Genomic DNA, 18331 nt, shown 5'->3' with positions numbered 1-18331 from the left:
GTCTCCCGATCGCGCGACCGTCGCCCGGAACGCAACGCCTTCGCGTCTCCGCGCCTTCGCGTGAACCCTATCTTCCTTCAGCCTTAGCCCGCCCGACCAACACCGCCAAAGCAACCGTCAGCAACCCGGCAACCAACGCCCAGATCGCCAGCCCCTGCCACGGCGTATACCCGAACCATTCATCGGCCACCGTCCGCAAATACCCCGGATCGAACCGCGCCGCGAACACCGACTTTAACAGTGCGCGCGGTTCGTCCTGCGGGGCGGTGATCTCCGCGCTGGCGATCGCCATGTTCAACGTGACCGACCCGGCCAGCAGCGCGCCGACGGCCACCCGCGACCAGCGGGTCGTCCGTGCCCAGAAGGCACCGATGCCGATGCACAGGAACCCGACCGCGGGCAACGCATGGCGCGGCCCGGTCGCGTTGCCGCCGTCCCAGTAATAATAGGAGGCGTTGATCAGGAATGGCACCACCGCCCCTGCGATCGCCAGCCAACCGAGATCGCGTGTGGCGCGATCACGCACCAGCATCGCCAACCCGAACGGCGCGACGATCAGGATCGGCGCGACCCACACCATGCCGCGCCGCTCGCCGAAAACCAGTTCGAACAACACATAGGGCTTGGGATAGGTCAGTCCGAACAGCCCCTCCTGCATCCCTGCAAAGCCGGCCACACCCGAATAGCCGAGCCGCAACACCGTCCCGAACGCGATCAGGTTGTAGGCGAGCAGCACGACCAGCGCGCTCGTACCCGCCGCCAGCGCGACGAGGGACGTCCGTATGGCGGCGGCGCGGGGCAGATCGCGCAACCGCCACAGCGCGAAGCCCGCAACCGGCAGCCCGGCGATCAATGCCGAATGCTCGATCAGCACCGCCCAGCCGAGCGCCAGCCCGGCGATGACGGCATGCCCCCGCGATCGCGCCGGCCCGGTCCCGCGCCATACCGCCCAGCTCGCGATCAGCAGCAGCGCGGCGACCGGCGCATGGCCGAAGATCGTGGTGGACCATCCCCAGACGGTCGTGCCCAGCCCATAGGCGAGCGCGGCGACCGCCCCCGCCTCGATATCGCCGGAGATCCGGCGAACGAGATCGTAGAGCAGCATCGCTGCCAGCGCGCTCAACACCGCACAGATCGTCGCCGCGACCAGCCGGATGCGGATCTTCAGGAAGCGGTTGAACGCGGGATTTTCGAAGGCGGGGACGAAGGTATCGGCGCGCTGCCCCGATATCCGGTCGGCAAGGGCGACGGCGGGGATGCCGAGCACGGTCATCCCCGGTGCCTTGTCCGAATAATAATGCTCCCCGAACTGCGCCTTGTCGATCGTCAAGGGCGCGAATTCGTCGATCGTCGCATCGCCCTGTTCGACCAGCGACAGCGTGGCGAACATCCGCACGGCGTTGTTGGGATTGAACTCCCACGACCCGAACCATGCGCAGGAGAACCAGACCAGCAGCGCGATCAGCCATGCCACCGGATCGCGGCGGAGCGGCACGACCGGCACCGCATCGGGCCGGTCGACCCGTTCCGCCGCCCCCGTCATCCGATCAGAAGACCCGGTTGAGCAGCAGGTACAGCGACCCCGACAGCAGCACCGACACCGGCAACGTCAGCACCCACGCCATCAGGAGGTTGCGCACCGTCGACGTCTGCAACCCCGACCGGTTCGCCGCCATCGTGCCGGCGACACCCGACGACAGGACATGGGTGGTCGACACCGGCAGGCCCATGCTGTCGGCACCGAAGATCGTCGCCATCGCCACCAGTTCGGCCGACGCGCCCTGCGCATAGGTCAGGTGGGTCTTGCCGATCTTTTCGCCGACGGTGACCACGATCCGCTTCCACCCGACCATCGTGCCGAGGCCGAGGGCAAAGGCGACCGCGACCTTTACCCAGAGCGGGATGAAGCGCGTACCGGCGTCGAGCGAGCCGCGATAATCGGTCAACACCTGCTGATCGCGCTCGTTCAGGCCCAGCGACTTTTCCTTGCCGATGCGCTTCACCGCTTCGGAGGCGAGGTACATGTCGTTGCGCATGTTGCCGCTGACGGCGGCCGGTACCTTCGCCAGCGAACCATATTCGCGGACCTGCCGGTCGATCGTGCCGACCAGCGCAGTGACGGCGGGCACGGTTTCGGCGTCCAGCTTGCGCTCGGTGATGTAGCGCTGCGTCTGGCTGCGGGCGGCGGTATCGTCGAGGCTGACGCGCGCGCCGCGGGGGCTCAGCACCTGCGTCGCGGCCGCGCTGTTGGTGACGAACTGCGCTTCATATTCGGCGGGAACCGCGCGGTTGAGCGCATAGGCGGTCGGCACGGTACCGATCAGGATCAGCATGATAAGGCCCATGCCCTTCTGCCCGTCATTCGACCCGTGGGCAAAGCTGACGCCGGTGCAGGTGAAGATCAGCAGCGCACGGATCCACAGCGGCGGCGGCGTATCGCCGACCGGCGCCTCGTACAGCTTGCGGTTGCGGATCAGCGTCTTCATCGTGAGGAACAGCAGCGCGGCGACCCCGAAGCCGATCAGCGGCGAGATGAGCAGCGCCTTGCCGATCTCGGTCGCCTTGTCCCAGTCGACGCCAGCCGACCCGCTGCGCCCTTGCAGGATCGCATTGGCGACGCCGACGCCGATGATCGATCCGATCAGCGTGTGCGACGACGACGACGGGATGCCCAGCGCCCAGGTGGCGAGGTTCCACACGATCGCCGCGATCAGCAGCGCGAAGACCATCGCGAAGCCCGAAGACGACCCGACCTGCAAGATCAGTTCGATCGGCAGCAGCGAGATGATGCCGAACGCGACCGCGCCGGTCGACAGCAGCACGCCGAGGAAATTGAAGAAGCCCGACCACACGACCGCGACGTGCGCGGGCATCGAATTGGTGTAGATCACCGTCGCCACCGCATTGGCGGTGTCGTGGAACCCGTTCACGAATTCGAAGCCCAGCGCGATGATGAGCGCCAGCACCAGCAGCCCGAACGGCATCAGCGTCAGCGGATCGACACTCGCCGCCGCCGCATCGCGATAGACGTTGTAGACGACATAGCCGAGCGCGGCGACGATCGCCACGGCGAATCCAAACGTACCGGCACGACCAAAGCTGTCGTCCAGTTTCGGGCCGGGGCGTACATCCCGCTCCAGCGCTGCGCTCGTCATCGAAATTCCCCTGCCGAATGGACGAATCGCCCTACTGGCGAAGTGTGACAGTTGCACACCGCCCCCGCGTCGGCGTCGCGGTCGGCGAGCGGCCCATAGCCGATGGAAGATGCTTTGGCGATATGATGCGAAAGGGTGTTCGGCCACGGTTTATCCGCCGGCCGCGCCCTTTTCTGTGCTTGACGCAGACGCCCGCTTCGCCGCACCGCAGGGCCGCCATGACCGACCGCATCGATCCGCCGCGCGCCGGACGGCGCAACCGTCGCGACCTGCTCGACGAGCGGACCTGTCAGATGATCTGCCCGATCGCCGCGGCGATGGTCGGCGTCTGCCTGACCGGCATCGGGCTGCTCCACGTCACCATCACCCTGCGCGCGCGCCAGACCTTTGCGGACGACCTGTTGTCGATCGACGCGCTGATGTTCCTGATCGCGACGCTCAGCGCCTATTTCGCGCTGCGGGTACAGGGCGTGCGGCGACTGCACTGGCTGGAACGGATCGCGGATACGGCCTTCATCATCGCGATGCTGTTGCTGACCGCCGCCTGCTTCTTCATCACCTACTCCCTCAACCGGTGAATCATTACCGATTGTTCAGCGCGCGCTGAACGCCCGGCAAGAATAAGGCCGCTACACGCCCCAGGATGAAGGGGATGTGAGCGATGCGCAGGTGGTTGGCGATTTTGGCGATGACACTGGCGGTGCCGGCGGGCGCGGCGGAAGCGCCCCAGCCCGCCGGGCTGTGGCTCAGCCCGCATAGCGATGTGGCGGTCCGCACCGCGCCGTGCGGCAACCGGCTGTGCGGCTGGGTGGTCTGGGCCAGTGCGACCGCGCAGGCCGATGCCCGCGCCGGCGGCACCGACCGGCTGATCGGCACCGAATTGCTCGAAGACTATACCGCCGACGGGCGCGGCACCTGGTCGGGCATGGTGTTCGTCCCCGATATGGGCCGGCGGTTCTCGTCGCGGATCGAACAGCCCTCGGTCGATCGCCTGCAGATTCGGGGCTGCCTGCTCGGCGACATGCTGTGCCGGACCCAGATGTGGACCCGGATCGCGCAGGTGCCCCATGGCTGACCTGCGCCGCTGGATCGAACGCTATCGGACGCCGATCAGCGTCCTGATCGTCCTCGTACTGATCGGACTGGGCTTCGCGGCGCTGGAGCATCTGACGCAGGAAGTCCGCTTCGACGATGTCCGCGCGGCAATGCACGCGCTGTCGCCGCACCGGATCGTGCTGGCGCTGATGGCGACGGCGGGCAGCTATCTCGCGCTCACCTTCTACGACGTGCTGGCGCTGAGCGTCATCGGACGCCCGCTGCCGTGGCGGACCGCCGCGCTTGCCTCGTTCACCAGCTATACGCTCAGTCACAATCTCGGCCTCGCCCTGCTGACCGGCGGATCGGCGCGCTACCGCGTCTATACCACCGCCGGACTTGACGGACCCGACGTCGCCCGCGTCATCGCGATCGCCAGCGGCACCTTCTGGGCCGGGGTGATCAGCGTCACCGGCGTGGCGCTGCTGCTGCATCACGGCCCCCTCGACCTTGTCGGGTTGAAGCTCGGCGCGGGTGAGGTCGCGCTGGCCGGCTGGGGCATCGCGGCGCTGACACTCGGGTCGCTCGCCGCCTGTGCGCTGATGCGCAGCCCGATCCGCCTGTTCGGCTTTTCCATCCCGCTGCCGACGCCGATGCAGCTGTTCCTCCAGATCGCCATCGCGCTGATCGACATCAGCTGCGCCAGCGCCGCCCTGTTCGTGCTGATCCCCGGCGCGACCCCGGCGCTGCTGCCCGCCTTCATCCTCGCCTATGCGCTCGGCATCGTCGCGGCGGTCATCACCCATGTTCCGGGCGGGATCGGTGTGTTCGAGGCGGTGGTGCTGGCGGTCGTCCCCGCCGGCCGCGCCAAGCTGTTCGCCGCGCTTATCGCCTATCGTGTGCTCTATTACCTCCTGCCGCTCGCGCTCGGCATCCTCGTGCTGGCATGGCATGAAGGCGCGCGGCAGCGGCGGCGGCCGGTTCGCTTCCTGTCGGGCGTCCGCGCCGTCGCCACCGGCGTCGCCCCGCTGGCACTCAGCGCCGCGACCTTCACCACCGGCGCGATGCTGCTGCTGTCGGGATCGCTGCCCTCGGTCCGCGCGCGCATGGGCGACCTTGCCGCAATCCTGCCGCTGCCGATGATCGAGGCGAGCAGCATCGCCGCCAGCCTGACCGGCACCGGCCTGCTGCTGCTCGCCCCCGCGCTCTATCGCCGGCTCGATGGCGCGTTCGTTGCCGCCCGCGCACTGTTGATCGCGGCCGCGCTGTTCTCGATCGGCAAGGGGCTGGATTATGAGGAAGCGACGATCTGCCTGACCGTCGCCACGCTGCTGCAATGGACCCGCAGCGCATTCTATCGGCGGACGACGCTGACCAGCCAGCCGATCGGTCCCGGCTGGATCGCATCGGTCGCGGCCGTCATCGCTCTGACGATCTGGGCGGGTTTCTTCGCGTATCGCCACGTCCCATATTCGGAAAATCTGTGGTGGAAATTCGCGCTGAACAGCGATGCGCCGCGGTTCCTGCGCGCGTCGCTGGGCGTGATCGTGATGCTGGCGGGCGCGTGCATCTGGCGGTTGATGGCACCGACCGCCGCTGCCGCCCGCACCATGCCCTCGATCGTCGACGCCGCCAGCGTCCGCCGCATCCTGACCCAGGCCAACCGCACCGATGCGATGCTGGCGCTGACCGGCGACAAGCGTTTCCTGCTGTCCGATGCGGGCGACGCCTTCGTCATGTATCAGGTGTACGGTGCCAGCTGGATCGCGATGGGCGATCCGGTCGGCCCCCGCGCGGCGTGGGGCGAATTGCTGTGGAACCTGCGCGATCTGGCCGATCGCGAACAGGGGCGGCTGCTGCTCTACGAAGTATCCTCCCCGGTGCTCGACATCGCGATCGGCATGGGATTGAACATCGTCAAATATGGCGAGGATGCGGTGGTCGACCTGACGACCTTCACCCTCGACACGCCCCGCCTGCGCGCGCTGCGCAAGTCCGAACGCGCCGTCGCGCGCAAGGGCGCGAAGCTGCACATCGTCGCCGCCAGCGAACTCGGCAGCATCATCGACGAGCTCGAAAGCGTGTCCGACGAATGGCTGACGGCCAAGGCACAGCGCGAGAAGGGCTTCAGCCTCGGCCATTTCGACCGCGCCTATCTCAGCCATTTCGACGTGGCGGTGGTGACGATCGACGACCGCATCGTCGCCTTCGCCAATCTGTGGCTGACCGCGTCGAGGAACGAAGCCTCGGTCGACCTGATGCGCCATCGCAGCGACGCACCGCCGGGAACGATGGATTTCCTGCTGGTCGACCTGATGCTGTGGGCGCAGGCACAGGGCTATGCCCGCTTCTCGCTCGGCATGGCGCCGCTGTCGGGGATCGAGGATCGCCGGCTCGCCCCCGCCTGGGCCAAGGCGGCGGCGTTCATCTTCCGCCATGGCGAACGATTCTACGGCTTCCGCGGCCTGCGCACCTACAAGGAGAAGTTCGCGCCCGGATGGGAGCCGCGCTACATCGCCGGCCCCGGCGGCATCGGCCTGTTGCAGAGCCTGCGCGACCTCTCCCGCCTGATCGGTCGTCCGCAGCCCGCCCAGTATCTGCCCCCCGCCCCGGCCCCCGCCCCCCTGCCAGCGAAAGTCCATCCATGAGCCTGTCGCCCCTCGCCCGCCGCACCCGCCTGCGCCGCCGGATCGGCATCGGCGCACTCCTTGCCGGGCTGCTGGTCCTGCTCGGCCTCGCCGCCCCGGCGCTGCACCTGATCGATACCCAGTCGATCCGCTTCTTTCAGGGAAAAAAGCATCCCGACGTCGTCGCCGTGTACTTCTCCGGTGACATGGGATTGCGCTTCGGCATGGGCAGCAAGGTCGTGCCCGCGCTCGCCGCGCACGGCATTCCGGTGATCGGGGTCAGCTCGCCGGTCAATTTCGGCACGACCCGCAGCCGCGAACAGGCCGATGCGATCGTCGTCGGGGCCATCCGTACCGCGCTGGCGCAGACCGGCGCGCACCGCGTGATCCTGATGGGCCAGTCGTTCGGCGCCGACATCGTCTCGGCGATCGCGCCCGACCTGCCCGCCGACCTGCGGGCAAAGGTCGCGGCGATCAACGTCGTCGTGCCGGCGCAGACCGTCTTCTTCCGCTCCGACCCGACCGGCATCCTGTATCACGGCACGCCCGATGCGCATCCCGAAGCGGCGATGCGCGCACTGCACTGGGCACCCGTCATCTGCATCTACGGCACCGACGAGACCGAAAGCCTGTGCCCGACCCTGCGGGGCAGCGGCGCGCAGGTCGTCGGCCTGCCCGGCGGGCATTTCCTGCGCAACGACGACCAGTTGCTGGTCGCGACCATCCTCGCGACGCTGCGCACTGCCGACCCGTCGATCCTGACGTGAGGATTCTCCCGCTCGGTCTTGAACCGGACATTTTGCCCGCTTATTGTGCGATGCAGCGGACGGAGGGGCGTTCCGCGACTCATCGGAACGACGACGCATGACCGACCAGCAGCCCATTGCCGTTGCCGCAGACGAACCGGAATCAGCGAAGCCAACCCGCAAGAACGGCCGGGCGAAGCTCATCCTGATCGTCGTGCTTCTCGTCGCGCTGGTCGCGGGCATCTGGTGGTACATCGGCTATCAGGACCACGGCAAATATCTGCAGGACACCAACGACGCGACGGTGCAGGCCGACATGGTGACCATCGCCCCGCGCGTATCGGGCTATGTCGCCGAGGTGCTCGTCGCCGAGAATCAGGACGTTCGCGCCGGCCAGCCGCTGGTCCGCATCGATCCGCGCGACGCGCGCGCACAGGCGGCGCAGGCCGAGGCGCAGATCGCCGTCGCCGGGGCGCAGGCCGATACCGCCCGTGCGCAGATCAACGAACAATATGCCGCGATCGAACAGGCGCGCGCGCAACTCGCCGCCGCCCGCAGCAAGGCGGCCTATGACGCCGCCGAGGTCGCACGCTATCGCCCGCTTGCCGCGTCGGGTGCCGAAACCCGCCAGCAACTGGCGCAACTCGAAGTCGCCGCGCGCCAGTCGGCCGACAATGTCCGCGCCGCGCAGGCCGCCGTCGCCGCGCAACAGCGCCGCGTCGGATCGCTCGAAAGTCAGGTCGCGCAGGGCCGCGCGCAGGGACAGGCCGCCCGCGCCCAGCTCGCCGCCGCCAGCGTCGATGTCGGCGCGACCCAACTGACCGCCCCGATCGGCGGGCGGATCGGCGACAAGACGGTGACGATCGGCCAATATGTTCAGGCCGGTACGCGGCTGATGTCGATCGTCCCACTCGATCGGCTGTATATCACCGCCAATTTCAAGGAAACGCAGCTCGCGCTCATGCGCCCCGGCCAGCCGGTCGAGATCCATATCGACGCGCTCGACGACGTGGTGGTGAAGGGTCGGGTCGAGAGCCTCGCCCCCGGCACCGGCGCGCAATTCTCGCTGCTGCCGCCGCAGAACGCCACCGGCAACTTTACCAAGATCACGCAGCGCGTGCCGGTCCGCGTGTCGATCGAGGCGACGCCCGCCGCCCGCCGCCTGCTGATCCCCGGCCTGTCGGTGACCGTCACCGTCGACACCCGATCGGCCCGCGACGAAATGCAGCAGCTTCGCGAGCAGGCGGGCCGCTGACATGGCCAGTGCGGCGATGACCGCCGCCGCCCCGCCGCAACGTGCCGATCTGAGCGCGTGGCTGGCGGTGATCGCCGGCAATCTCGGTGCACTGATGGCGACGCTCGACATCTCAATCGTCAATTCGGCTCTGCCAACCATTCAGGGGGAGATCGGCGCGAGCGGGACCGAGGGGACATGGATCGCCACCGCCTATCTGGTCGCCGAGATCGTCATCATCCCGATGGCCGGCTGGTTGCAGCGGATGCTGGGCCTGCGCACCTTCCTGCTGATCGCCGCCGGGCTGTTCACGATCTTCTCGGTCGTCTGCGGCATCGCCACCACCCTGCCGATGATGATTATCGGCCGGGTCGGACAGGGCTTTACCGGCGGGGCGATGATCCCGACCGCGCAAACGATCATCGCCCAGCGCCTGCCGCGATCGCAACAGCCGATCGGCATCGCCGTGTTCGGCGTGACCGCCATTCTCGGTCCGGTGCTGGGGCCGCTCGTCGGCGGCTGGCTGACCGAGAATATCAGCTGGCACTATGCGTTCTTCCTGAACATTCCGATCTGCGCGATCCTCATCACCCTGCTGTTGGTCGGGTTGCCGCACGAGAAATCGAAGCTGGAACTGTTCCGGCAGGCCGACTGGTTCGGCATCGCCGGGCTGGCGCTGGGTCTTGGCGGACTGACGGTGTTCCTTGAGGACGGGCAGCGCGAACAATGGTTCGATTCCGAACTGATCCGCTGGATGGCGTTCATCACCGCCATCGGCTTCGGCCTGCTGTTCTATGGGCAGGCGACGTCGCAACGCCCGATCATCAAGCTGAAGCTGCTGCTCGACCGGCAATTCGGGTCGGTCGCGCTGATGGGCGTGGTGCTCGGCGTCGTCCTCTACGGCACCAGCTACGCCATTCCGCAATTCCTTGCGGCGCTGGCCGATTACAATGCGTTGCAGGCGGGCAAGGTCGTGCTGCTGTCGGGCATCCCCAGCCTGATCCTGATGACGATGGTCCCGATCCTGCTCAAACGCGTCGATATCCGCATCGCGGTATCGGCCGGGCTGCTCATCATGGGCACGTCGGCGCTGCTCGACGCGAACCTGACCGCGCAATCCTCCGGCCCCGACTTCACCGTGTCGCAGTTGATGCGCGGTGTCGGGCAGATTCTAGCGATGCTGTTCCTGAGCCAGGCCTGTGTCCGCTCGGTCCCGCCCGAGGATGCCGGCGATGCGTCGGGCCTGTTCAACGCGATGCGCAATCTGGGCGGCAGCTTCGCGCTGGCCGGCATCTCGATCCTGCAGGATCAGCGGATGTATTTTCATTCGCGCCGCATCGAGGAAACGCTGAACGCCAACAGCCCGGCGGTGCAATCCTATGTCACCGGCCTCGGTCAGGCGGCCGGCGACCAGCGCGCCGGTCTGCGGCTCCTGTCGCAACAGATCGCGCAGCAGGCGCTGACCATGACCTACAACGACATCTTCTGGATCATGGGCGTCGGCGCACTCGCCGTCCTGCCGCTGGTCCTGTTCCTGCGCCCGCTGCCCACGGGTGCCGAACCGGTAACGGTGCACTGATGACCCGATCCCTTCCCCTGTTCGCCCTGTTGCTGCTCGGTGCCTGCACCGTCGGCCCGAACTATGCCGGTCCGCCGGCAACCGTATCGGACGCCAGCGGGCGCAGCGGCTTTGTCCGCGCGACCGATGCGGCACTGACGCCCGCCCCCGGCCTTGCCCGCTGGTGGGAAGGGCTGAACGACCCGCTGCTCACCCGGCTGGTCGACGATGCCCTGACCCAAAGCCCGACCATCGATCTCGCCACCGCCCGCCTGCGCGAGGCGCAGGCGCGGCTGACCCAGCAGCGCATCGGCCAACTGCCCAGCGCCAGCGCCAACGGCACCGCGATCGTTGCCGAACTGCCGCCGATCCAGCCGGATGCGGGTGGCACTAGCGCCAGCTTCTACAATCTCGGAATAAATGCGTCGTGGGAAGCCGACCTGTTCGGCGGCGGCCGCCGCACGGTCGAACAGGCGCGGGCGACCGCCGGTGCCCGGCAGGCCGATCTTGCCGATGCGCAGGTGTCGCTGTCGGCCGCCGTCGCGCAGGCCTATGTCGCGCTCCGCGACGTACAGGCCCGCATCGGCTTGAGCGACGCCAACACCCGCCTGCAACAGCGTCAGCTCGACCTGACCCGCCAGCGCTTCGCCGCCGGCACCGCGTCCAGACTCGCGATCGAACGGCTCCAGACGCAGCTTGAGAATACCCAGGCCGACGCGATCCCGCTCGCCGCACAGCGCGACGAGTATCTGAACCAGCTGGCGGTCCTGACCGGCCGCACCCCCGGCACGCTCGATGCGACGCTGACCCAGCCCGCCCCGGTGCCGCTGCCGCCGCAACGCGTCGCGGTCGGCGATCCCGCCGCGCTGATCGCCCGCCGCCCCGACATCCGCGCCGCCGAGCGCCAGCTTGCTGCCGGCACCGCCGCGATCGGGGTGAGCAAGGCGCGCGAACTGCCCGGCATCCGCTTTCTCGGGCTGCTCGGCCTTGGCGGCACGTCGCCCGAAAAGATCCTCGACCTCGGCAATCTGGCGGCACTCGCGGTGCCGTCGCTCAACTGGTCGTTCCTCGATTTCGGCCGTGCCAAAGCCGCCACCCGCGTGTCGGAGGCGCAGCGCGATCAGGCCGACGCGACCTATCGCCGCACCGTGCTCGACGCGTTGCAGGATGCCGAGACTGCCCTGTCGCGCTTCGGCAATCGCCGCCAACAACTGGGGCAATTGGTGCAGGTGGAGGCGACCGCCGCCCGCGCCGCCGCGCTCAATCGTCAGCGGGTCGCCGCCGGCACCGCCACGCTGATCGATCAGCTCGATATCGAACGCCAGCAGGTCTCGGCGGCCAGTGCCGTCGCACAGGCGCGCGCCGGGCTGACCCAAAGCTATATCGCGGTGAACAAGGCGCTGGGGCTCGGCTGGACCGATCCGGTCAGCGCGGACGCAGCCCCGCGAACAACAGCCGCAGACCTGTCTCGATCTGCGCGCTGACTTCATCGTCGCTCATGACCGGCAGCACCAGACTGCCGGCCATGCGCAGCGCCAGCACCAGATCGCACGACGTCGCATCGTCCCGCACCTCGCCGCGCCGCTGCGCCGCGACCAGGGCCGGAGCGAGGATCGCCTCCAGCCGCCCCCCGAGCGCCTGAAACGCCGCGCGGTTGGCATCGTCGAGATGCAGTTCGGCGGCAATCCGTGCGAACAGCGAGAACGCCCCCGTCCCCGCCCGCACCATCGCCGCGACCGTCTGCGCGATCGGCAGGGTCGGGTCGACCAGCACCGCCAGCCGATCGACCTCGCGCGAAAAGATCGCCAGTGCCAGCGCTTCGCGATCGTCGAAATTGCGATACAGCGTCGCCCGCCCGACCCCGGCCGCCGCCGCGACGGTTTCCAGCGGCACGCCATAGCCCTGTTCGGCGAAACAGGTTGCCGCCGCATCGATCAGCGCATCGCGCCGACGGGCGGCATCGCGCCGTAGCGCGCGGATCGACCGTGGCTCGGCATCGTCGTTCATCACGGTGTCCTACCGGGAAAAGGAGGCGGCGTCATCGGCCCGACACGCTCCATCGCTTCCATCGTCGCTCCCGCGAAGGCGGGAGTTCATAAACGCTACCGGTGCGAACCCCGCCGAAACGTTGGCGGGTATGGATTCCCGCCTGCGCCGGAATGACGAATATAGTACCCCCCGCCCCCAACTGGCCTCCCCCCGCCAAAACCACTACACGCCCCCCCGTGACCAACGCCGCCGCCCCTGCCGCGCCCGCCAGCGCCCGTGCCGAACTGACCGCGACGTTGCGGCTGGCGGCGCCGCTTGTCGGCGCGAACCTGTTGCAGATGGCGGTCTATGCGGTCGACGTGGTGTTCGTGGCGCGGCTGGGCGCGGTCGAACTCGCCGCCGCCACGCTCGGCGTCTATCTCTACAGCGTCATCCTGTTCGCCCTGTCGGGACTGGTTGGGGCCGCCGCGCCGATCATCGCCGCCGAACTCGGTCGTCGTCGCCATGCCGTGCGCGAAGTGCGACGCTCGTTCCGCATGGGCGCATGGATCGCGGTGCTGGGCAGCCTGCCGTTCATGGCGATCCTTGCCCATGGCGAGAGCCTGTTGCTGCTCGCCGGGCAGGACCCGCGGGTCGCCGTGCGCACCGATGCGTTTCTCGACATTCTGCTCTGGGCGTTGATCCCGGCGCTCGCCGGCAACGTGATGCGCATCACTGCCTCCGCGCTCGGCCGCGCGGGATGGGCGATGGCCATCACCGCGCTGGGTCTTGGCGTCTCGATCCTTGCCAACTGGTTGCTGGTGTTCGGCAATCTCGGCTTTCCGGCGCTGGGGCTGGAGGGGTCGGCGGTGGCCAGTCTCAGCACCGCGATCGCGATGATGATCGCCTATGCGGTGGTCCTGCTCGCCGATCGCCGGCTGCGGCGCTTCCATCTGTTCGGCAACTGGTGGCGCGGCGAATGGACCCGCCTGCGCCAAATTTTCGTGCTGGGGCTACCGATCGCGGCGACGATGACGTTCGAAGGGGCGCTGTTCTCCGCCGCCGGGTTCCTGATGGGCCTGATCGGCGTGACCGAGGTCGCGGCCCATGCCATCGCGTTGCAGATCGCCGCCTTCCTGTTCCAGGTGCCGTTCGGCATCGCGCAGGCGGCGACGATCCGCGTCGGCCTCGCCTATGGGGCCGGCGACCGCATCTGGATCGCGCGCGCCGGATGGTCGGCGCTGATCGTCGGCACCGGCTTCATGGGGTTCACCGCGCTGCTGCTATGGATCGCGCCGCGTGCTTTCCTGTCGATCTATATCGAACCGGACGCATCCGCCAATGCGGCGATGGTCGCGCTGGCGCTGCAATATCTCGCCATCGCCGCCATCTTCCAGCTGGCCGACGGTGCGCAGGCAGTCGCGGCGGGGGTCCTGCGCGGGGTTCAGGATACGCGGGTGCCGATGGTGATCGCGTTCGTCGGCTATTGGGGCGTCGGCTTCACCGCCTCGGTCGTGCTCGGCTTCTGGACCGATCTGGCCGGGGTCGGGGTATGGATCGGCCTCGCGCTGGGATTGCTGGCGGTTGCGCTGCTGCTGGTCGACCGCTGGCGCCGGCGCGAACGGCTGGGGCTGGTTCGACCCGTCTGACAGGGGCCACGTATCACCTGCAAAATTGTTCCGGCCCTGCTTGACGCTGGGTGAACGGCTCCACATATCCCTGCTGCTGGCACTCCCGAACGGTGAGTGCCAGGACCAGTTTCGTATTACCAATCAAAGGGAACCGCGCATGAACTTCCGTCCGCTGCACGACCGCGTGCTCGTCCGCCGCGTCGAGGCCGAGGAAAAGACGCTCGGCGGGATCATCATCCCCGACACCGCCAAGGAAAAGCCGCAGGAAGGCGAAGTCGTCGCCGCCGGCACCGGCGCACGCACCGAAACCGGCACGATCACGCCGCTCGACGTCAAGGCCGGCGACCGCATCCTGTTCGGCAAGTGGTCGGGCACTGAGGTCAAGGTGAACGGCGAAGACCTGCTCATTATGAAGGAATCGGACATTCTCGGCATCGTTGGCTGAGCGACCGATCCTGATCCGGTCGCACTTGCATGGCGAGTGTGACCTTTGTGACTTTTGACATTTGGAAAGGGTAGCCACCATGGCAGCCAAGGAAGTAAAATTCGGTCGTGACGCCCGTGAGCGCATTATGCGCGGCGTCGACATCCTCGCCGATGCGGTGAAGGTCACGCTCGGGCCGAAGGGCCGCAACGTCGTGATCGACAAGTCGTTCGGCGCGCCCCGCATCACCAAGGACGGTGTGTCGGTCGCCAAGGAAATCGAACTGAAGGACAAGTTCGAGAACATGGGCGCGCAGATGGTGCGCGAAGTGGCCTCGAAGACCAACGACATCGCGGGCGACGGCACCACCACCGCCACCGTGCTGGCACAGGCGATCGTGCGCGAAGGCATGAAGTCGGTTGCCGCCGGCATGAACCCGATGGACCTGAAGCGCGGCATCGATATCGCCGTCCTGAAGGTCGTCGAGGACGTGAAGGCCCGTTCGAAGCCGGTATCGGGTTCGTCGGAAGTCGCACAGGTCGGCATCATCTCGGCCAATGGCGACGTGGAAGTCGGTGAGAAGATCGCCGAAGCCATGGAAAAGGTCGGCAAGGAAGGCGTCATCACCGTCGAGGAGGCCAAGGGCCTCGAATTCGAGCTGGACGTCGTCGAAGGCATGCAGTTCGACCGCGGCTATCTCTCGCCCTACTTCATCACCAACCCGGAAAAGATGCAGGTCGAACTGACCGACCCGTACATCCTGATCCACGAGAAGAAGCTGTCGTCGCTGCAGGCGATGCTGCCGATCCTCGAAGCGGTGGTGCAGTCGGGCCGTCCGCTGCTGATCATCGCCGAGGACATCGAAGGCGAAGCGCTGGCGACCCTCGTCGTCAACAAGCTGCGCGGCGGCCTGAAGGTCGCAGCGGTCAAGGCTCCGGGCTTCGGCGATCGTCGCAAGGCGATGCTCGAAGACATCGCGATCCTGACCAAGGGCGAAGTCATCAGCGAGGACCTCGGCATCAAGCTCGAGACCGTGACGCTGGGCATGCTCGGCACGGCCAAGCGCGTGACGATCGACAAGGACAACACCACGCTGGTCGACGGCGCCGGCGATGCCGAAGCGATCAAGGGCCGCACCGATGCGATCCGTCAGCAGATCGAAGTCACCTCGTCGGACTATGACCGTGAGAAGCTGCAGGAGCGTCTGGCGAAGCTCGCCGGTGGCGTCGCGGTCATCAAGGTCGGCGGTGCGACCGAAGTCGAGGTCAAGGAGCGCAAGGACCGCGTCGACGACGCGCTGCACGCGACCCGCGCAGCCGTCGAAGAAGGCATCGTTCCCGGCGGCGGCACCGCGCTGCTGTACGCGACCAAGGCGCTCGACGGCGTCACCGGCGCGAACGACGACCAGACGCGCGGCGTCGACATCGTCCGCAAGTCGCTGACCTCGCTGGTGCGTCAGATCGCGCAGAATGCCGGCCATGACGGTGCGGTCGTCTCGGGCAAGCTGCTCGACCAGACCGACACGTCGTTCGGCTTCAACGCCGCGACCGACGTGTACGAGAACCTCGTCGCTGCCGGCGTGATCGACCCGACCAAGGTCGTCCGCACCGCGCTGCAGAACGCGGCCTCGGTCGCCGGTCTGCTCATCACCACCGAAGCGACCGTTTCGGAACTCCCGGACGACAGCAAGGGCAGCGCAATGCCCGCCGGCGGCGGCATGGGCGGCATGGGCGGCATGGACTTCTGATTTTGGACCGGGGGAGCCACGCTCCCCCGGACACAAAATCGGAAAGGCCGGCGGGTGCCAAGGCACCCGACCGACGGGCACCGGCTTTGCCGGTGCCAGACCCCAGAGAAAAGGCCGGGAAGGGACACCCCCTTCCCGGCCTTTTCGCATTTTCTGCCAACATATCAAATATTAGCACCTGTCGGGTACGACGACGGCGATGACCGCTGCCCCCGCCACCGCGATCTCCCACGACCGACCCTTGACCGCGCATTACCCCGCGCTCGACGGTCTGCGCGGCATCGCGGCGCTATTGGTGGTCGCCTTCCATCTGTTTCAGGCACATGCGCGCGGCGACGTGCAGCGGCAGATCGTCAACCACGGCTATCTAGCCGTCGACTTCTTCTTCCTCCTGTCGGGCTTCGTCCTTTCACACGCCTATGACCATCGCTGGGAAAGCATGTCGGTCGCCGACTTCTGGCGCCGGCGTCTGATCCGGCTACAGCCGATGGTGGCGATGGGCAGCGTGATCGGCGCGGCGCTGCTTCTGTCCGGTGCATCGTCCGCGACCGAAGCCATATCGCCCCCGCGCGTCCTCGGGATCCTGCTGCTGGGCGTGGCGATGATCCCGCTCGCGCCCCATGCCGGCTTGCAAGGAGGCGCGGCACTCTATCCGCTCAACGGGGCGGCGTGGTCGCTATTCTACGAATATATCGCCTATGCCGCCTATGCCGCAGGCGTGCGCAACGCCTCCGATCGGGCATTGGGGCTGCTGGTCGCCCTGTCGGCGCTGGCGGTATTTCACCTCGCCGTGTTCGGCCCGCATGGCGAGATGGTCGGCGGCTGGGCGTTCGACGGGTGGGGCGTGCATGTCGGGCTGACCCGGGTCATGTTCCCTTTTTTCGCGGGCATCCTCCTGCGCCGCAGCGGCTGCGCGCTGACCGTCCGCCACGGCTTTCCCATCGCCGCGGCGCTGCTGATGGTCGCGCTGGCGATGCCGAGGATCGGCGGCACCGACCGGCTCTGGCTCAACGGCCTGTACGAGGCTGGCTGCGTCCTGCTGCTATTCCCGCTGATCGTCATACTCGGCGCGAGCAGCGGCAGGGCCGCCGGCCGCTCCGGACAGGCCACCCGCTTTCTGGGCGACCTGTCCTACCCGCTCTACATCACCCATTATCCGGTCGTGACGCTCTACGCGGACTGGGTCGACCAGCGCCACCCGCCGATCGTCGCGACCAGTTTGATCGGACTTGCCGTGTTCGTCGCCTGCCTCGCCGTCGCGCTGCTCTGTCTCCGGCTATACGACGTTCCGGTCCGGCGCTGGCTGTCGCGTCCGTCGCGCGCGCGCCGGGCCGAAACCGGCCTTACCCCGCCGGCTTCCACCGCTGCGTCTGGCAGATGAAGGCGATACACCCCTGCACCTTCAGCGTGCCGTCACCGTTGCGCGACACGATCGATTTATAGCTCTTGCCGTTGCGCGGGTCGTAGATGCGGCCGCGCCAGTCCTTGCCGCCGTCGGCGAAGCCGCTCAGGATCGGCATGCCCAGAATAGGCCGCGAACGGAGCGCCGGATCGCTGTTGTTGACGTCGGTCTTGGGCGCGTTCGGCTCGGACTTCAGGATGCGGACCAGCTTGCCGCAGACCGTCGCGCCGCAGCGGCCGATCTCGATCACGCCCGACCCGTCCTCGGTCACATAACGCCCGGCGATCGGCGTCGCCGCGAACGCGGGCATGGCCAGCAGCATTGCGCCGGCGACGAACGAAGCGCGGATCATTTGAAGTTGTCCGCATAGGCCTGCAGCTTCAGCTTGCGCTCGGGCGCGGGCACCACGTGAAAGTCGATCCCTTCGCGCTTCGCGTAATCGGTCGCGGCGTCAAGCGACGGAAAGCGCAGCTTGACCTGTTCGCGCGTATCGCCCGACCCCGCCCAACCGGTCAGCGGATCGGCCTGTTTCGGCTCGGCCGGTTCGAATTCGAGCATCCAGATCTGCGTCTTGGCACGACCCGACTGCATCGCGTTCTTCGGGTATTGATAGATACGGGCGTTGGGCATCGACGAAACCTTAGCAATCGGAATTCACCGCCTGCATAGCAAAGCCCACGCCGGTTGCCAGCAGAGTCGCACAGCGGACCACCCCGAATCGCGGTTTGTTACTTCCGCCAGGCGGCTTGATGGCAATTTTTTAGCGGTTGTTCCGCAAGAAGCCCGCATTTGCGACCCGATTGA

The 18331-nt window shown here is 67.5% G+C and carries 16 protein-coding genes; 11 read left to right on the top strand and 5 right to left on the bottom strand.

The genetic code is table 11. The annotated features are described in order from the left end of the window. Nucleotides 1-67 precede the first annotated feature (67 nt). Nucleotides 68-1543: a hypothetical protein gene (locus ASE90_RS12835; protein ID WP_056001247.1), complete on the bottom strand. Its 1476-nt coding sequence runs from the start codon at nt 1541-1543 to the stop codon at nt 68-70. Nucleotides 1544-1547: 4 nt separating this feature from the next. Next, entirely contained in the window at nt 1548-3155 is a 1608-nt protein-coding gene (locus ASE90_RS12830; protein ID WP_162235094.1) for an inorganic phosphate transporter, read from the bottom strand. Nucleotides 3156-3373: 218 nt separating this feature from the next. Here ASE90_RS12830 and ASE90_RS12825 point away from each other — a divergent pair, with 218 nt between their 5' ends. The 7 genes from ASE90_RS12825 to ASE90_RS12795 all read left to right on the top strand — a co-directional run bounded on the left by ASE90_RS12825 (nt 3374) and on the right by ASE90_RS12795 (nt 11839). Continuing rightward, nucleotides 3374-3733, top strand: coding sequence for a hypothetical protein (locus ASE90_RS12825; RefSeq protein ID WP_056001243.1), 360 nt, complete (start codon nt 3374-3376; stop codon nt 3731-3733). 83 nt (nt 3734-3816) lie between these two features. Beyond that, on the top strand, nt 3817-4230 hold the full coding sequence (locus ASE90_RS12820) for a DUF2147 domain-containing protein (RefSeq protein ID WP_056001240.1): 414 nt from the start codon (nt 3817-3819) through the stop codon (nt 4228-4230). Beyond that, complete coding sequence (mprF, locus tag ASE90_RS12815; protein WP_056001237.1) at nt 4223-6838, top strand: bifunctional lysylphosphatidylglycerol flippase/synthetase MprF; 2616 nt, start codon at nt 4223-4225, stop codon at nt 6836-6838. Before ASE90_RS12820 ends, mprF begins: the two co-directional genes overlap by 8 nt. Then, nucleotides 6835-7584, top strand: a complete 750-nt coding sequence (locus tag ASE90_RS12810; RefSeq protein ID WP_056001234.1) for an AcvB/VirJ family lysyl-phosphatidylglycerol hydrolase — start codon at nt 6835-6837, stop codon at nt 7582-7584. The genes mprF and ASE90_RS12810 overlap by 4 nt, the downstream gene beginning before the upstream one ends. Before the next feature lie 97 nt (nt 7585-7681). Next, the gene (locus ASE90_RS12805) at nt 7682-8818 is read left to right on the top strand and encodes an HlyD family secretion protein (protein ID WP_056001231.1); all 1137 of its coding nucleotides are present in this window, start codon (nt 7682-7684) and stop codon (nt 8816-8818) included. 1 nt (nt 8819) lies between these two features. Beyond that, on the top strand, nt 8820-10376 hold the full coding sequence (locus ASE90_RS12800) for an MDR family MFS transporter (protein ID WP_056001229.1): 1557 nt from the start codon (nt 8820-8822) through the stop codon (nt 10374-10376). Then, nucleotides 10376-11839 (top strand): efflux transporter outer membrane subunit, encoded by a 1464-nt coding sequence (locus ASE90_RS12795; protein WP_056001227.1) that lies wholly within the window; start codon nt 10376-10378, stop codon nt 11837-11839. The genes ASE90_RS12800 and ASE90_RS12795 overlap by 1 nt, the downstream gene beginning before the upstream one ends. Here the strand turns inward: ASE90_RS12795 and ASE90_RS12790 are convergent. After that, a complete protein-coding gene (locus ASE90_RS12790; RefSeq protein WP_056001224.1) occupies nt 11781-12362 on the bottom strand; it encodes a TetR/AcrR family transcriptional regulator in 582 nt (193 codons plus the stop codon). The genes ASE90_RS12795 and ASE90_RS12790 overlap by 59 nt on opposite strands. A gap of 218 nt (nt 12363-12580) precedes the next feature. Between ASE90_RS12790 and ASE90_RS12785 the strand changes: the two genes are divergently transcribed. From ASE90_RS12785 to ASE90_RS12770, 4 genes are all read left to right on the top strand, one after another. Further along, nucleotides 12581-13972 (top strand): MATE family efflux transporter, encoded by a 1392-nt coding sequence (locus tag ASE90_RS12785; protein WP_235531804.1) that lies wholly within the window; start codon nt 12581-12583, stop codon nt 13970-13972. A gap of 139 nt (nt 13973-14111) precedes the next feature. Beyond that, nucleotides 14112-14399 carry a co-chaperone GroES gene (gene groES / locus ASE90_RS12780; protein WP_056001221.1) on the top strand — a complete coding sequence of 96 codons (288 nt, stop codon included), beginning with the start codon at nt 14112-14114 and terminating at the stop codon, nt 14397-14399. Nucleotides 14400-14478: 79 nt separating this feature from the next. After that, entirely contained in the window at nt 14479-16125 is a 1647-nt protein-coding gene (groL, locus tag ASE90_RS12775; protein ID WP_056001218.1) for a chaperonin GroEL, read from the top strand. Between the two features lie 199 nt (nt 16126-16324). After that, on the top strand, nt 16325-17506 hold the full coding sequence (locus tag ASE90_RS12770) for an acyltransferase family protein (RefSeq protein ID WP_082449787.1): 1182 nt from the start codon (nt 16325-16327) through the stop codon (nt 17504-17506). Here ASE90_RS12770 and ASE90_RS12765 read toward each other — a convergent pair. After that, the gene (locus tag ASE90_RS12765; RefSeq protein WP_056001215.1) at nt 17469-17879 is read right to left on the bottom strand and encodes a DUF2147 domain-containing protein; all 411 of its coding nucleotides are present in this window, start codon (nt 17877-17879) and stop codon (nt 17469-17471) included. The two genes, ASE90_RS12770 and ASE90_RS12765, sit on opposite strands and share 38 nt — an antisense overlap. Beyond that, nucleotides 17876-18157 carry an ETC complex I subunit gene (locus tag ASE90_RS12760; RefSeq protein WP_056001213.1) on the bottom strand — a complete coding sequence of 94 codons (282 nt, stop codon included), beginning with the start codon at nt 18155-18157 and terminating at the stop codon, nt 17876-17878. Before ASE90_RS12760 ends, ASE90_RS12765 begins: the two co-directional genes overlap by 4 nt. Between the last annotated feature and the right edge of the window lie 174 nt (nt 18158-18331).

The organism is Sphingomonas sp. Leaf67 (assembly GCF_001421965.1).
In the GTDB taxonomy this organism is placed as follows: domain Bacteria; phylum Pseudomonadota; class Alphaproteobacteria; order Sphingomonadales; family Sphingomonadaceae; genus Sphingomonas.
The sequence above is the reverse complement of the archived record's forward strand: the minus strand, read 5'-3'. Positions and strand labels throughout refer to the sequence as shown.

Bases quoted from the DNA above. Each gene is read 5' to 3' on its own strand.
- mprF (WP_056001237.1), top strand. From the start codon at position 4,223: ATGGCTGACCTGCGCCGCTGGATCGAACGCTATCGGACGCCGATCAGC.
- groES (WP_056001221.1), top strand. From the start codon at position 14,112: ATGAACTTCCGTCCGCTGCACGACCGCGTGCTCGTCCGCCGCGTCGAG.
- ASE90_RS12820 (WP_056001240.1), top strand. From the start codon at position 3,817: ATGCGCAGGTGGTTGGCGATTTTGGCGATGACACTGGCGGTGCCGGCG.
- ASE90_RS12805 (WP_056001231.1), top strand. From the start codon at position 7,682: ATGACCGACCAGCAGCCCATTGCCGTTGCCGCAGACGAACCGGAATCA.
- ASE90_RS12800 (WP_056001229.1), top strand. From the start codon at position 8,820: ATGGCCAGTGCGGCGATGACCGCCGCCGCCCCGCCGCAACGTGCCGAT.
- ASE90_RS12760 (WP_056001213.1), bottom strand. From the start codon at position 18,157: ATGCCCAACGCCCGTATCTATCAATACCCGAAGAACGCGATGCAGTCG.
- ASE90_RS12810 (WP_056001234.1), top strand. From the start codon at position 6,835: ATGAGCCTGTCGCCCCTCGCCCGCCGCACCCGCCTGCGCCGCCGGATC.
- ASE90_RS12825 (WP_056001243.1), top strand. From the start codon at position 3,374: ATGACCGACCGCATCGATCCGCCGCGCGCCGGACGGCGCAACCGTCGC.
- ASE90_RS12770 (WP_082449787.1), top strand. From the start codon at position 16,325: ATGACCGCTGCCCCCGCCACCGCGATCTCCCACGACCGACCCTTGACC.
- groL (WP_056001218.1), top strand. From the start codon at position 14,479: ATGGCAGCCAAGGAAGTAAAATTCGGTCGTGACGCCCGTGAGCGCATT.
- ASE90_RS12795 (WP_056001227.1), top strand. From the start codon at position 10,376: ATGACCCGATCCCTTCCCCTGTTCGCCCTGTTGCTGCTCGGTGCCTGC.
- ASE90_RS12835 (WP_056001247.1), bottom strand. From the start codon at position 1,543: ATGACGGGGGCGGCGGAACGGGTCGACCGGCCCGATGCGGTGCCGGTC.
- ASE90_RS12790 (WP_056001224.1), bottom strand. From the start codon at position 12,362: ATGAACGACGATGCCGAGCCACGGTCGATCCGCGCGCTACGGCGCGAT.
- ASE90_RS12765 (WP_056001215.1), bottom strand. From the start codon at position 17,879: ATGATCCGCGCTTCGTTCGTCGCCGGCGCAATGCTGCTGGCCATGCCC.
- ASE90_RS12830 (WP_162235094.1), bottom strand. From the start codon at position 3,155: ATGACGAGCGCAGCGCTGGAGCGGGATGTACGCCCCGGCCCGAAACTG.